The organism is Paenibacillus sp. sgz302191, assembly GCF_057749925.1.
Genome location: NZ_JBYLHY010000004.1, coordinates 42,807 through 57,236, shown reverse-complemented (window position 1 = coordinate 57,236; position 14,430 = coordinate 42,807). Strand labels below are relative to the sequence as shown.

The following is a 14,430-nucleotide window of genomic DNA, read 5'->3' as shown; positions in this document are numbered from 1 at the left end:
CCAACTATATGTTTCATTTGCTCATCGTCGATGACGAACCTCTTGCTGTCAGAGGCGTAAAAACAGTCGTGAATTGGGACAAAATCGGAATTTCCGCCATCTATGAAGCTTATAACGCCGCACAGGCCAAAGAGATTTTCGCCAACCATCACATCGACATCATGCTTTGCGACATTGAAATGCCGCAGGAGAACGGGCTGAAGCTGCTGTCCTGGGTCAAAGAGCATTATCCCGCGACCGAGACCGTGTTCCTGACCTGCCACGCGGACTTTGCTTTTGCCAGAAAAGCGATCCAACTGGGCAGCCTGGACTATTTGCTAAAGCCGATTACGCCTGAAGATCTGGAGGATGTGATGGTCAAAGCGATCGGAAAGGTGCGCAAAGAAAGCGAATTGGCGCAGATCAGCCAATCCTGGGTCCAGCATCATCCTTTGTTCATCGAACGGTTTTGGCTGGATATCGTGAATTTGGTTATTCCGTCCAATCCGGATGCCGCCCGTAAGGCGATGGATGAGCGGAAAATTACGTACGCCAAAGACATGCGTGTGCTGCCCGTGCTGATTCATGTGCAGAGATGGCATAAGACGCTGACTTTGCGGGATGAAAAAATTTTGGAATACGGCTTGAAAAATGCCGCGGCGGAAGTCATTCGCGAACTGGGCATCGACGCGCAGCTGATGTCTTTGGATCGCAACGAAATGCTTGCCGTGCTCCTGCTGCCCGCAGATGCCCGGCTGGATGCCAACCTGTTGAAAAGCAAGCTGGAGGCGTATATTTCATCGTGCTACCGCTACTTTTATTGCGACCTTTCCTGCTATGTCGGGGACGCGTCTCTGATTCATGAAATGCCCGAGATGGTGCGCCAACTGCTCGGCCTTAAGAAAAATAATGTCGCCTATTACAACCGGGTGTTCCTGCGCAGCTGGCAGCCGCAGTCGTCCGTTTCGGCGGCGATGCCCGATATGAAAGTATGGTCGGTCATGCTGGCGCAGGGCGCTCAAGATCAGGTGCTGGCCGAGGTTAAGCATTATTTGACGAAAACCGTGCAAAATTCGGGGATGGACGCAGCCTTCATGCACCAGTTCCATCACGATTTTATGCAGATTGTATACTCCGTCCTGAAGGAGAAGGGGATTCAGGCCCGCGAGCTGTTCAAGGACAGCAGGTCCATTGAATTGTCCGCGGGGAGCGGCCGCTCGGTCATGGATATGCTGGAATGGATTCAGCATATGGTCGCCAAGGCGATGGATCATATCCGCGAAATCGAAGCGACGCACTCGGTAGCCTCCAAAGTCGGGAAATATATTTCCAAGCATTATGACCAGGACTTGAGCCGGGAGCATATCGCCAATCAGTTTTTTCTCCATCCGGACTATTTGGATCGTATGATGAAGAAGGAAACCGGGATGTCCATGAAGGAATATTTGCTCCACGAGCGCCTGCGGATCGCGCAGGAGCTGTTGAACAAGACGGATATGCCGGTCACCGATGTGGCTACGCATGTGGGGATGAATAACCTTTCCTATTTTACGAAAGTGTTCCGCAAGCACGCCGGCCTCAATCCGAGCGACTACAGGCAGCGTGCCAAAAAGTGACTTTTAGGTCGAATCCGTGTTAATGAAAAGTCGAAATGAGCATAGTAGATCCATCGGTGCAGCCGTACAATCAAGGTAGCTTCATAAATTACTCAAATGGGGGAGTACAATGAAAAGAACAACCAAATTGTTGGGCGTTGTATTAGCGGGAAGCATGATAACGCTTACGGCATGCGGGGGCAAGGACGCCGCGGGCAATTCCTCGGCTTCGCCGTCCGGCGCGGCAGGGGGCAAAGAGGCCCCTTACGAACTGACCGTGGCCTTCTCCGCGTACAATGCGATACCTTCCAATATGCAGGAAGTGCAGGACGCTATCAATAAAATTACGCTGCCGAAAATCAATGCTACGGTGAAACTGACTCCGATCAATGTCGGCTCTTGGGCTCAGCAGTCCAACCTGATGCTCTCCAGCAATGAAAAATTGGATCTGATGTTCGTTTCCGGAAGAACGTATACGAGTTACGTAGCCAAAAGCCAGCTGATGAAGCTGGACCCGCTGCTGGATCAATACGGGCAGGATATCAAGAAAGTATTTGATCCGGCCTCGCTCAGCGCGACCAAAGTGAACGGCAGCACGTACGCGATTCCGAGCAATCGGGATTTGGCCGTAAATTACGGCGTGAATATAAAGAAAGAATATTTGGATAAATACAAAATCGATGCGAACAGCATCAAGACATTGGACGACCTCGAGGGCGCGCTCAAAACAATCAAAAGCGCCGAGCCGAATCTGACGCCGCTTGTTCCGCAGACATCAGGCTTATCCTTCCTGGACAGCTACAGATGGTTCGATAATTTGGGCGACGCCATCGGCGTCCTGCCGAATTACGACAACAACCTGAAAGTTGTCAATCTCTATGAAACACCCGAATATGCGGCATTCGTGAAGAAAATGAGAAGCTGGTACACGGCCGGCTACATTATGCAGGATGCGGCGACGAATAAGGACGGCAGCTTCGCTCTGCTGAAAGCCGGCAAAGGCATCGCCTATCTGACGAATCAAAAGCCGGGCATGGATATGCAGGATAGCAGAGGCGTGGGGACGCCGATAGTGACGATTCCTCTGACTCCGGCCACAATGACAACGTCGACGGTTGCAACCATTATGTGGGGCATCCCGATCAATGCGAAAAAACCGGACAAATCGATGCAGTTCCTGAATTTGATGTATTCCGACAAAGACATCGTCAACCTGCTTGACTGGGGGATTGAAGGCAAAGATTACGTCAAAAAAGCTGACAACAGCGGTGTAATTGAATATCCGGCCGGAATGGACGCCAAATCGGTAGCTTACGCTCTAAATCAAGGCTGGATGTTCGGGAACCAATTCTTGTCCCATGTGTTTACCGGAGACGACCCAAAAATTTGGGAAAAGATGGACAGCTTCAACAAGCAAGCAGGCAAATCGAAAGCGCTTGGCTTCTCCTTCAGCCCGGACCCCGTAAAAACGGAGTATGCAGCGGTAACGAACGTGCTCAACCAATATAAATTGGCGCTTGAAACGGGAAGCGTAGACCCGGATAAAATACTGCCTGAATTCATTGCCAAATTGAAATCCTCGGGCATTGACAAAATCATCGCAGAGAAACAAAAACAGCTCGACGAATGGGCAAAACAAAGCAAATAACCGGCAATTGGCAGAGGCTGCCCCGCGAGTCACGGAAGTGACGGAGGGGGCGGCCTTTTTGCTTGGAAGCCGGCCAAGTCCGGCCGCGAACGAAGTCGAAAATGTGCTAATGAAAAGTCGAGTCCGACATAGTGAGGGGACCGCGAATTTCTTACTATTAAAGTACAGCAAAGACGAATAGAGAAAGAAGGGAAAGAGACATGAACAATCCATCAAACGCGAATGCGCTGGGCGCCGAGCGAACAGCCAATACCCGGACAAGCAGCCGGGCATGGAAAACATTTAAAAAGTTTTTCCCGTATTATTTGATGATTATCCCGGGAATCGTGTACTTGATCATCAACAACTATATGCCGATGTTCGGGCTGGTCATTGCTTTTAAAGAAGTCAATTTCGCCAAAGGAATTTGGGGCAGCGATTGGGTAGGGCTGAAAAACTTCGAATATTTGTTCAAGTCGGCGGACGCCTACATCATTACGCGAAACACGATTTTATACAATGCAGTCTTTATTGTTATCAACCTGGTTGTGGCTGTCGGAGTCGCCATTTTGCTGAATGAAATCAAGAACAAATTTTTGTCCAAATTTTATCAAAGCGTGATTTTGCTGCCGTACCTGATCTCTACGGTCATCGTCAGCTATCTGGTGTTCGCCATGCTGAGCATGGATAACGGATTCGTGAACAAAACGGTGCTTCCGATGCTGGGCCTGGATGCGGTCTCCTGGTACAACGAGCCGGGCGTGTGGCCGTACATTTTGACCTTTATCCATACCTGGAAGGGAGCCGGGTACCTGTGTATCGTCTATTTGGCCGCGATTATCGGTATCGACCAGGAATACTACGAGGCCGCTACTTTGGACGGAGCCTCCAAATGGCAGCAAATCCGCAACATTACGATTCCGCTCATCGCTCCGGTCATCACCATGATGACGCTGCTCGCGATCGGCCGCATTTTTTATTCGGACTTCGGTCTATTCTACCAGGTGCCGATGGATTCGGGATCGCTCTACAACACGACCAACGTTATCGATACTTACGTATACCGGGGCCTGATGCAGCTTGGCGATATCGGCATGTCTTCCGCCGCGGGCTTGTATCAATCGCTGGTAGGGTTCGTGCTGGTGCTCTTATCGAATTATGTCGTCCGTAAAATCAACAAAGAGAATGCATTATTTTAAGGAGGTCCCCCAATGGTTAATAAAGAAACCCGCACATGGCAGTGGATCGGACACACAGTCTTATGGATATACGCAGCGTCATGTATTTTGCCTTTTCTCTTGTTGTTCATGTCCTCGATTACGGATGAAAAGACCATCGTGCAAAACGGATATTCCTTCTTTCCGGAACATTTCGGCTTCAGCGCCTACGCTTATTTGTGGAATGAGGCGACTAATATTTTCCGGGCGTACGGCATTACGATTTTTGTCACCGCGATCGGGACGACGGCGAGCCTTATCATTACGTCGCTGCTGGCGTACCCGCTGTCCCGGCGGGATCTTCCTTTTGTCAATCCGCTCGCTTTTTTCGTCTTCTTCACCCTGCTGTTCAACGGCGGTCTCGTTCCGACCTATTTGATTTATACGCAAGTGTTTGAAATCAAAAATACGATTCAGGCGCTCATTATTCCCGGCCTGCTGATGAACGGCTTCAACGTTCTCTTGATGCGGACGTTTTTCAAGACTACGATCCCGGTTCCGGTGCTGGAGTCGGCGAGCATGGACGGCGCGGGCGTATTCAAAACGTTTTACAGCATCGTGCTTCCGCTTTCCATGCCGATACTCGCGACGATCGGGCTGTTTCAAGGGATCGCATATTGGAACGATTGGTTCAACGGCTTGATCTACATTACGAATCCGAAGCTGTTCAGCTTGCAAAGCATATTGAACCGGATTATGACGGATATCCAATTTTTGAGCAGCGACCCTTCCATGGGCTCGCAGTCCAGCGAGGCGCTGGCGACTTTGCCGAGCGCAACGTTCCGCATGGCGATTGCCGTCATCGGGGTGATTCCGATTCTTGTCGCTTATCCGTTCTTCCAGAAATATTTCGTAAAAGGGATTACGATCGGGGCCGTTAAAGGCTGATCCCCGGCGGTACGCGAAACTGACAGCGGAGGTTGAAGGCGTTTGAACAATCGCTTGAGAGATGTGCTTGAAGGAAAAGAAGGCAACTATATTTTGCCTTTGGTGTGGCAGCGGGGTGAAGGGGAAGCGGTCATCCGCGAAGAGATGGCCCGGATCGACGAAGCCGGCATCAAGGCGGTATGCATCGAGTCGCGGCCTCATCCGGACTTCCTGGGCCCGGGCTGGTGGGCGGACATGGACGTGATTATGGAGGAGGCGCGCAGCCGCTCCATGCGGGTGTGGGTGTTCGACGACGATCATTTTCCGACCGGCCACGCAGGCGGGAAGCTGAAGGAGGCCCCTGGGGAGCTGCGCAGGCTGTATTTGGCCGAGCGTCACATCGACGCCCGGGGCCCGATGAAGGACGCTTCCTTCCTCATCGACCCCTGGCTGTCGGAGGGAGAGGCGCTGGAAGCCGTTGTCGCCGTTCGCCGGGATGCGGAGCGGGGCACGCTGATCGGCGAATATGCCGAGCTTTCTTCCGAGGTACGGGACGGCGTCCTGTACTGGGACGTTCCGGCCGGGTTTTGGCGCATATACATGCTCGTCAGAACGCCGAAGGGGGCGCCCGAAAAGTACGATGACTATGTGAATCCGCTGGCCGCCGAATCCGTGCGCGTACTGATCGATACGATGTACGAGGCTTACTATGAACGCTATCGAGATGATTTTGGCGCAACTTTCGCCGGCTTTTTCTCCGATGAACCCGGGTTTTACAACGACCGGGCCATATACAACTTTGAGTCCAAGCCCGGGAAAAAAGACGTGGTCCTGCCGTGGACCGGCGATCTGCTAGAGCAACTGGAGCGGGAGTTCGGCTCGTCCTGCCGGCAGTACCTGCCTTTGCTTTGGCACGAAGCGGACGAGCAACTGACGGCTGCCGTGCGCTATGCCTATATGAACGTCGTCAGCAGGCTGTACGCGCAAAACTTCTCCACGCAGCTCGGAGATTGGTGCCGCGAGCGCGGCGTGGAGTACATCGGCCACGTAATCGAAGATAACAACGTTCACGCGCGTTTGGGTTGCGGGCCGGGACATTTCTTCAGGGCGGTGTCCGGTCAGGATATGTCCGGCGTGGATGTCGTCTTGTGGCAGCTCGTGCCGGGCTTTGACGAAGCCGACTTTTCCTGGATCGCCGGAACGGTGGACAGCGAATTTTTCCATTACGGCTTGGCCAAGCTCGCTTCTTCGGCAGGACACATCGATCCGAAGAAAAAGGGGCGCACGCTGGCCGAAGTGTTCGGCGCATACGGATGGGCCGAGGGCTTGAAGCTGATGAAATGGTTGACGGACCACATGCTTGTGCGCGGTGTCAACTATTTCATCCCGCATGCTTTTTCGCAAAAAGAGTACCCGGACCCGGACTGTCCTCCTCATCTGTACGCGCGGGGACATAATCCGCAGTACCGGTACTACCGCATACTTAACCGCTATACGAACCGGATGAGCCATCTGCTGTCGGGAGGGCGGCATCGCGCGCCGACGGCTGTGCTGTATCACGCGGAAGCCGAGTGGTCGGGCGCTTATATGTATTTCCATAAGCCCGTGAAGGAGCTGGCGCGCAAGCAGATCGATTGCGATGTGCTGCCGGTCGACGCGCTCCTGGAATCGGCATCCGTCTCCGAGGGCCGGTTAACGGTCGGTCCGGAGGACTACGGCTGCCTGATCGTCCCTTATGCCGAGGCGCTGCCGCAGAAGCTGCTCGACCGCCTGGCCGGCATGGCGGACCTGGGGCTGCCGCTGCTGTTCGTGGGCGGCTGGCCCGAGCGCGCCAGCGAAGGAACGGATGCGTCCGCTGCGCTAGACGCCCTCGCCGCACATCCGCGGGCGGAGGTCGTTCCGCTGAGCGGCTTGGCCCCGCGGATTCGCGAGATGGGCCTGGGCGACATCGAAACGGATACGGAGCAGCCGTACTTGCGCTATTACCGCTACGAGCAGCAGGAGCTGGATGTGTTTTTATTTTTCAACGAGCATCCGGCGGAAGTTATTGAAACGAACGTGCAATTGCCGGTTAACGGCAGCATTCTGGCGTATGACGCTCTCTTTAACCGAATAAGCTCTGTCGACAGTCAAGCGACGCTGGAAGGCTCGGCCGTATCCTTGCGGCTTAGCCCTTATGAAACGATCGTTTTATTGGCAGGAAAAGACACTGGCAGCCCTGTGGATTTTCAGGGAATAACTGGGAAAGGGGTCCTGCAGCCGCATACACCGCCAACTCAGAGCGTTGAAATAAAAGGAAATTGGAAGTTGGCCACGGCGACTTCGCTGCAATATCCTTCGTTCGTCTTCGCGGGTACGGTGGAACAATTGGTCAGCATGAGCCGGCCGGACAAGCTTCCCCGATTCTCGGGCACCTTCCGGTACGAAACGGAATTTGAATGGGGATACGGCGGGGGCCCGGTTGCGCTCGACCTGGGGGAAGTGTACGAAACGGCGGAAGTTTGGGTGAACGGGCAATCGGCAGGCGTGCGCATTTGTCCGCCTTATCGCCTCGATATTAGCGGGCTTGTCCGCCCCGGAACCAATGCGCTGGCTATCGAAGTGACGAATACGCTAGTTAAGGAAAGGCGCGATTTCTTCTCGCGTTTTGCCCAGCAGGAACCCAGCGGGTTGTTGGGGCCGGTAAGGCTGCTATTTTAACGTAAGCAATGATGGAGGGACAAAGAATAAAGATGATTAATTTAAAAGCGAACCCTTTTTTCCTGGAAGACGAAGACATCGAATGGGTGAAGTCTACGCTGGCCGGGATGGATATAAAGGAGAAAATCGGTCAATTGTTTTGCCCTGTCGGCCGAACGAAGGACCGGGAGGAATTGACGGCGATTCTGAAGGACATTCAGCCCGGCGGCATCATGTACCGGCCGGATGAAGGCTTGGCCAATCAGGATGTGCACCGGTTTTTGCAGGGGAAATCCAAAATCCCGATGCTCATCGCAGCCAATCTGGAAGCAGGGGGCAATGGAATTGCCTCGGACGGCACCTTTTACGGCCGCCCTATGCAAATAGCGGCGACGGACAACGCGGATCATGCCCGCAGGCTGGGCGTCATTGCCGGGCGCGAGGGCGCGGCGGTAGGCTGCAACTGGTCGTTTGCGCCGGTTATCGATATCGACATGAACTTCCGCAACCCGATCACCAACACGCGGACGTACGGTTCCGACCCGGATCGCGTGCTTGCGATGAGCAAAGCTTATATGACCGGAATTCAGGAGAACGGCGTTGCGGTATCGATCAAGCATTTTCCGGGCGATGGCGTAGACGAGCGCGATCAGCATCTGCACATTGCGATCAATTCCCTGACGGTCGAGGAGTGGGACGCTACTTTTGGCAAGGTGTACCAAGGAATGATCGATGCCGGCGCCAATACGGTGATGATCGGCCATATCATGCTGCCGGAATACTCCCGGCTGCTTGCGCCCGGAATCCGCGATGAAGAGTTGATGCCGGCTACGCTCGCCCCGGAGCTGCTGCAAACGCTGCTGCGCGGGAAGCTGGGCTTCAACGGAATGATTGTGACGGATGCAACGAACATGGGCGGATTCACGATGGCGGAGAAGCGGGAGCTTGCCGTACCCAAAGCTATCGCGGCCGGCTGCGACATGTTTTTGTTCAACAAGAACCTGTACGAAGATTACCAATTCATGCTCAAAGGATTGGAGAACGGGATATTGACTGCAGAGCGCGTAGACGAGGCGGTCACCCGCATTTTGGCCTTCAAGGCTTCGCTTGGGCTGCATAAAAAGCAAGCCGAAGGATCGCTCGTGCCTGCGCCCGAAGCGTTAACGGTGCTGAAATGCGGCGAGCACGAACAGTGGGCGCGCGAATGCGCGGACGAAGCCGTAACCCTCGTGAAGGATACGCAGGCGCTGCTGCCGATCGATCCGCAAAGGCACAGACGCGTTCTATGTTTCGTGCTGACGGGAGACGGGAGCAATTACGGCAGCCAGCAGGCGCACGTTCCATTTGTAAACCGTTTGAAGCGGGAAGGCTTCGAAGTGGAGGTTTTCGATCCGGCGACTGCGGTTGCGAACAGGTTTGCGCCGATTCAAGACTACAAAGACAATTACGACCTCGTCCTGTACTACGCCAGCATCGAAACCGCGAGCAACCAGACGGTCGTCCGCATCACCTGGGCGCCGCCGATGGGCCTGGATATGCCGTTCCTGATCCACGAAGTGCCGACAGCTTTCATTTCTTTGGCAAGCCCGTACCATTTGCAGGATGTGCCGCAGATCAAAACGTTCGTCAACGCTTATTCCAGCAGTGAGTATGTCGTCGACGCCGTAGTGGACAAGCTGCTGGGCCGCACCCCTTTCAAAGGCGTGAGCCCGATAGATCCATACTGCAATTACTGGGAAGCCAAACTATAAAAAGAAGCGGCAAGGAGGGTTCCAATGCGCTATCAGGCAGTTATTTTCGATTTGGACGGCGTAATCGTGTCTACGGATCATTATCATTACATAGCGTGGAAGCAAATTGCCGAGCGTGAAAATATCGAATTCAACCGGGAGATCAACCACCGGCTGAGGGGCGTAAGCCGCATGGAAAGCCTGAACATCATCCTCGAACGGTCGTCAAGAATGTATTCCGAAGAGGAGAAATGGCAGCTCATGGAGCAAAAAAACGAAGCGTACAAGGAACTTCTTGAGGCTTTGACGGAAGCGGACCTTTTGCCGGGCGTCAAAGAAACGTTGGAAGCGCTGAAACAGCGGGGCATCAAAATCGCCATCGGCTCTTCCAGCAAGAACGCTCCGCTCATATTGAGAAAAACCGGACTTGACGGCTCCTTTCATGCAATTTCGGACGGAAATAACATTACGCAAAGCAAGCCGCATCCGGAAGTGTTCCTGATGGCGGCGGACATGCTGGGCATTGCCCCGGAGTATTGTCTTGTCGTCGAAGATGCGGAAGCCGGAGTGGAGGCAGCTTTGCGCGCGGGCATGAAGGTGGCTGCCGTCGGGGAAGCCCGTTCCTGCGGGCAAGCCCAGTATGCGATGGAAACAGTCGGAGAGCTGCTGCAAATCGTGGCCGGGGACCGGTAATCGAACGATTTCTTATTGAACAAAAGCCTTCCTTCCATTAAGATGAATATGTGCGCGCAAGCGGTGCGACGCCCTGAAGAGATTAATGAAGGTGGCTGACTCATGAACCGAACCGAGGCGGAATTCAGCAACCTCGTGAAGGCTTACCGCAAACGGCACATGGGCAAGGGGCCGGAACGGATCAAGACGACCTTTTGCAAACATTGGGCCATTTGCGAGATGGAGGGCAATTTGTCCCCCGTGGAAAAATTTATCGCGAAGACCGACGATGGCAGACAGATGCTTCGTACGGCTCGCACGGAAATGGTCAAAGAAATGTACCGCGATCATCCGCCCGTAGAAATGGAAGAACTGCTGGGCGCCCAATTTGTCCGGCTGTTCGTCGATATCGATATCCTGGAAGATACGGGAATGTCGGTCTTTGTGTTCGATCAGGACATCGAGCGGAAATTTTGCAAGTAAAGCCCCAAAACAATTATATACATGCATGAAGTGCTGTTGGCGCTTGGTAGCGAACCTGCCGGAGACTAACCACTGTGAAGCTGCTTATTTGGATCTGCACCTAAGAACCAGATAGGCGGTTTTGCGGTGGTTTTTTTGTGAAAAAGCAGCAATTGCGCCGAAGGAAAAGTCCGGTCCCTATAACTATACGAGGAGAGAGGAACATGGGTACAACCAAACATACCGGGCCGATCAAGCTGCCTGCCATGCCGAATCCCAAGCTGTGGGTCAGCGCTGTTCCGTTCGGGCTCGGTAAAATCAAACCGCAACATATCCGCGAGACGGCCAAAATCGCCTGGCAGAACAGGGACAATCTGCCGTACGCGTACCGGATTCTGACGCAGGGCGTCTGCGACGGCTGCGCGCTGGGAGTATCCGGGCTGTACGACCAGACGCTCGACGGACCGCATCTTTGCACGACGCGGCTCAACGTGCTGCGGCTGAATACGATGCCCGCGATCCGCGAGGAGGTGCTGCACGCCGACATCGATGAGCTGCGGCGCATGGACAGCACCGCGCTCAGAGCGCTCGGCCGCATTCCGTATCCGCTTATCCGGCGGGCCGGAGAGCGTAAGTTCAGCCGCGCGACGTGGGATGAAGCGCTGGATACAATCGCGGCCAAAATTCGGGCGATCGATCCGAAGCAGATGGCGTTCTATCTGACCGCCCGAGGGATCACGAACGAGTCGTATTATACCGCGGCCAAGGTGGCCAGATTCCTTGGTACGAACAATATCGACAACGCCTCGCGCATCTGTCACTCGCCGTCGAAGACGGCGCTCAAGCGCTCCATCGGCGTAGGCGCTTCGACCTGCAATTACAAGGACTGGATCGGCACGGACGTCCTTGTATTCTGGGGCAGCGTAGCCGCGAACAACCAGCCGGTTTCGACGAAGTATATGTATGCGGCCAAGCGCAAAGGGACGAAAATCATTGTCATTAACCCGTACTACGAGCCGTCCATGGAGCAGTACTGGATTCCCTCCATTGCCGAATCGGCGCTGTTCGGGACGAAGCTGGCCGACGATGTGTACCAGGTGAACATCGGCGGCGACATCGGCTTCATGAACGGGGTCATGAAGCACTGGTTCGAGATGGAGGAGCGCCAGCCGGGCTCCGCCATCGACCACGCGTTCGTGCAGGCGCACACGAACGGCTTCGAAGAGCTGCGCGCCCATGCGGCGCAGCAGGACTGGACGACGCTGGAGCAGTCGTCCGGACTCTCCCGCGAGCGCATGCGCGAGTTCGCGGAGCTGCTGGCCCGTGCCGGGAGCGCGGTATTCGTGTGGAGCATGGGGCTCACACAGCACCGCTTCGGCACGGACAACATCTCGCAGGTGGCGAATCTCGCCCTCCTGCGGGGTTTTCTCGGCCGCGCGCACTGCGGGCTGATGCCCATCCGCGGCCACAGCGGCGTCCAGGGATCGGGCGAAATGGGCGCCGATCCCTTCAGCCTCCCCGGCGGCGAATTCAGCAGCGCCGCCGACCGCAAGCGCATCGGGCAGCTCTGGGGCTTCGAGCTGCCGGATTGGCAGGGCGACATCGTCGGCGTCACCCTGGAGAACGCGCTCCTGCCCGAGGAGCAGGAGCGCAAGCTCCGGATGTTCTACACATCCGGCGGCAATTTTCTCGAGACGATGCCGGACCCGGCGTTCGTCCGCCAGTCACTGGAGGCAGTCGATGTCCGCGTCCATCAGGACATCATCCTCAACACCTCCACGCTCGTTGACGCGCGGGAGGCCGTAGTGGTACTGCCTGCGATGACGCGCTACGAGCAGCCCGGAGGGGGCACGTCCACCTCGACGGAGCGGATGGTGTACTTCTCGCCGGAGATCGCCGGCCCCCGCATCGGCGAAGCCCGCGCGGAGTGGGCGATCTACGTCGATCTCGCCCGCCGCGTGAAGCCGGAAGCCGCTGCACGGCTCGGCTGCGGCAGCGCGGAGGCGATCCGCGCGGAAATTGCGGAGGCCGCGCCGAACTACGACGGCATCCAGCACCTGCGGGAGCGCGGCGACGTGTTCCAGTGGGGCGGCGCCTGGCTGTGCGAGGACGGCATCTGTCCGACGCCGGACGGCCGCGGCGCGCTGCTGCCGATCGTGCTGCCGGAGCTGCGCAAGCCGGAGGGGCATTTTTACGTGACGACGCGCCGCGGCAAACAGTTCAATTCGATGATATATAGCGATACGGACCCGTTCAACGACGCTGACAGGTATGATGTGCTGATGCATGACGCCGACGCGCGGGAGCTTGCTTTGGCGGAAGGCGAGGCCGTCATCGTTTTTAACAGTTATGGCAGCATGCACGGCAGGCTGAAAACGGCTGCGGTGAAGCAGGGCAATATCGAGGTGCATTGGCCGGAAGGCAATTCGCTGATTCCCAAAGGCGTATATGAGCAGTACGCCGGCATACCGGAATATAATACGGCGGTCATTGTGGAAAAAGCGGAGACGTTCCACGCCCGCAAAGATACGAGTTATGTCGAAAAGCGCATTCAGGAGCTTGAAACGGAAATGGAGTGATGCGCATGGATCGGGAGCATGATGCTGCGGCGGCCGGCGGCGCCGGTCGGGCAGCTGCCACGACATGGCAGGTTTACCGCTATATGGGCGGCCCGGAGCTGATCGGCGAACCGGATGAGATCGCAGTGGAGGCCCCGCTCACGCTGAAGGTGGATGGAGAGGAGTTCGCCACGCTTGTCTGCACGCCGGTCGATGTAGTCGATCTGGTGACCGGTTTTTTGGCGTCGGAGGGCTTGATCCGGTTCGCGGACCAGATCGAGTCGCTTTCGCTCGACGAAGACCGCGGGTTCGCCCACGTCAAGCTGCGGCATAAGCACGAGCTGAGCCGCGACATGGCGTCGAAGCGCTGGATCGGATCGTGCTGCGGCAAAAGCCGGCAGTTTTATTTTCATAACGATGTGCGAACCGCCAAAACGGTGCGGACAAAGCTGCAGGTGTCCGTCCGGCAGTGCTTTCGGCTGATGAGCGAGCTGCAGGAGCGCTCCGGCGACTTTCGCGCGACGGGCGGCGTGCACAATGCCGCGCTTTGCACCGCGGACGAGCTGCTGCTGAGCAGAACAGACATCGGCAGGCACAACGCGCTGGACAAAATATACGGGCACTGCCTGAGAACCCGTCTTTCCGTGCGCGACAAGCTCATCGCTTTTAGCGGGCGCGTATCCTCGGAAGTTGCGCTGAAAGCGGCCAAAATCGGCGTCGGCCTGCTGCTCTCCAAGTCTGCGCCTACCGATTTGGCGCTGCGGCTGGCGCACGATTTGGGCATCACCGTGGTCGGTTTTATCCGCGGGCAGCAGCTGGCGGTTTACACGCATCCGCACCGGATCGTGGAATGGCACGAAGGCGACGCCGGAGGCTGATCGAGGCGCGGGGGCGGCCGGCGGGTTTGATGGGGACGGCGAGGCCGGAGGCTGGTTGGTGCACCTGGACCGGCCAGTGGAATTTGCAGCGAAGGCGATGTTGGAAGCTGATTGGTACGCCTGGATCGGCCGCCGGTTTAGCGTCGAAGGTGATGCTGATAGCTGT

The 14,430-nt window shown here is 55.9% G+C and carries 10 protein-coding genes; all 10 read left to right on the top strand.

The window, feature by feature from the left end; all coding sequences use genetic code 11:
* Window positions 1–8: 8 nt before the first annotated feature.
* The 10 genes from AC3G2T_RS07005 to fdhD all read left to right on the top strand — a co-directional run bounded on the left by AC3G2T_RS07005 (window position 9) and on the right by fdhD (window position 14,264).
* Complete coding sequence (locus AC3G2T_RS07005; RefSeq protein WP_488435008.1) at window positions 9–1,595, top strand: response regulator transcription factor; 1,587 nt, start codon at window positions 9–11, stop codon at window positions 1,593–1,595.
* 109 nt (window positions 1,596–1,704) lie between these two features.
* Window positions 1,705–3,222 (top strand): ABC transporter substrate-binding protein, encoded by a 1,518-nt coding sequence (locus tag AC3G2T_RS07000; RefSeq protein WP_488435007.1) that lies wholly within the window; start codon window positions 1,705–1,707, stop codon window positions 3,220–3,222.
* A 308-nt stretch (window positions 3,223–3,530) separates the two neighbouring features.
* A complete protein-coding gene (locus AC3G2T_RS06995) occupies window positions 3,531–4,400 on the top strand; it encodes an ABC transporter permease (protein ID WP_474685077.1) in 870 nt (289 codons plus the stop codon).
* Window positions 4,401–4,412: 12 nt separating this feature from the next.
* Entirely contained in the window at window positions 4,413–5,306 is an 894-nt protein-coding gene (locus tag AC3G2T_RS06990) for a carbohydrate ABC transporter permease (protein WP_488435006.1), read from the top strand.
* 42 nt (window positions 5,307–5,348) lie between these two features.
* Window positions 5,349–7,985, top strand: coding sequence for a glycosylhydrolase-like jelly roll fold domain-containing protein (locus AC3G2T_RS06985; RefSeq protein WP_488435005.1), 2,637 nt, complete (start codon window positions 5,349–5,351; stop codon window positions 7,983–7,985).
* A 32-nt stretch (window positions 7,986–8,017) separates the two neighbouring features.
* The gene (locus AC3G2T_RS06980) at window positions 8,018–9,715 is read left to right on the top strand and encodes a glycoside hydrolase family 3 protein (protein ID WP_488435004.1); all 1,698 of its coding nucleotides are present in this window, start codon (window positions 8,018–8,020) and stop codon (window positions 9,713–9,715) included.
* Window positions 9,716–9,739: 24 nt separating this feature from the next.
* The gene (pgmB, locus tag AC3G2T_RS06975) at window positions 9,740–10,387 is read left to right on the top strand and encodes a beta-phosphoglucomutase (RefSeq protein ID WP_488435003.1); all 648 of its coding nucleotides are present in this window, start codon (window positions 9,740–9,742) and stop codon (window positions 10,385–10,387) included.
* A gap of 102 nt (window positions 10,388–10,489) precedes the next feature.
* Entirely contained in the window at window positions 10,490–10,849 is a 360-nt protein-coding gene (locus tag AC3G2T_RS06970; RefSeq protein WP_474685009.1) for a Na-translocating system protein MpsC family protein, read from the top strand.
* A 203-nt stretch (window positions 10,850–11,052) separates the two neighbouring features.
* Complete coding sequence (locus AC3G2T_RS06965) at window positions 11,053–13,407, top strand: FdhF/YdeP family oxidoreductase (protein ID WP_488435002.1); 2,355 nt, start codon at window positions 11,053–11,055, stop codon at window positions 13,405–13,407.
* A gap of 83 nt (window positions 13,408–13,490) precedes the next feature.
* Window positions 13,491–14,264, top strand: a complete 774-nt coding sequence (fdhD, locus tag AC3G2T_RS06960) for a formate dehydrogenase accessory sulfurtransferase FdhD (protein ID WP_474685078.1) — start codon at window positions 13,491–13,493, stop codon at window positions 14,262–14,264.
* Window positions 14,265–14,430: the final 166 nt, after the last annotated feature.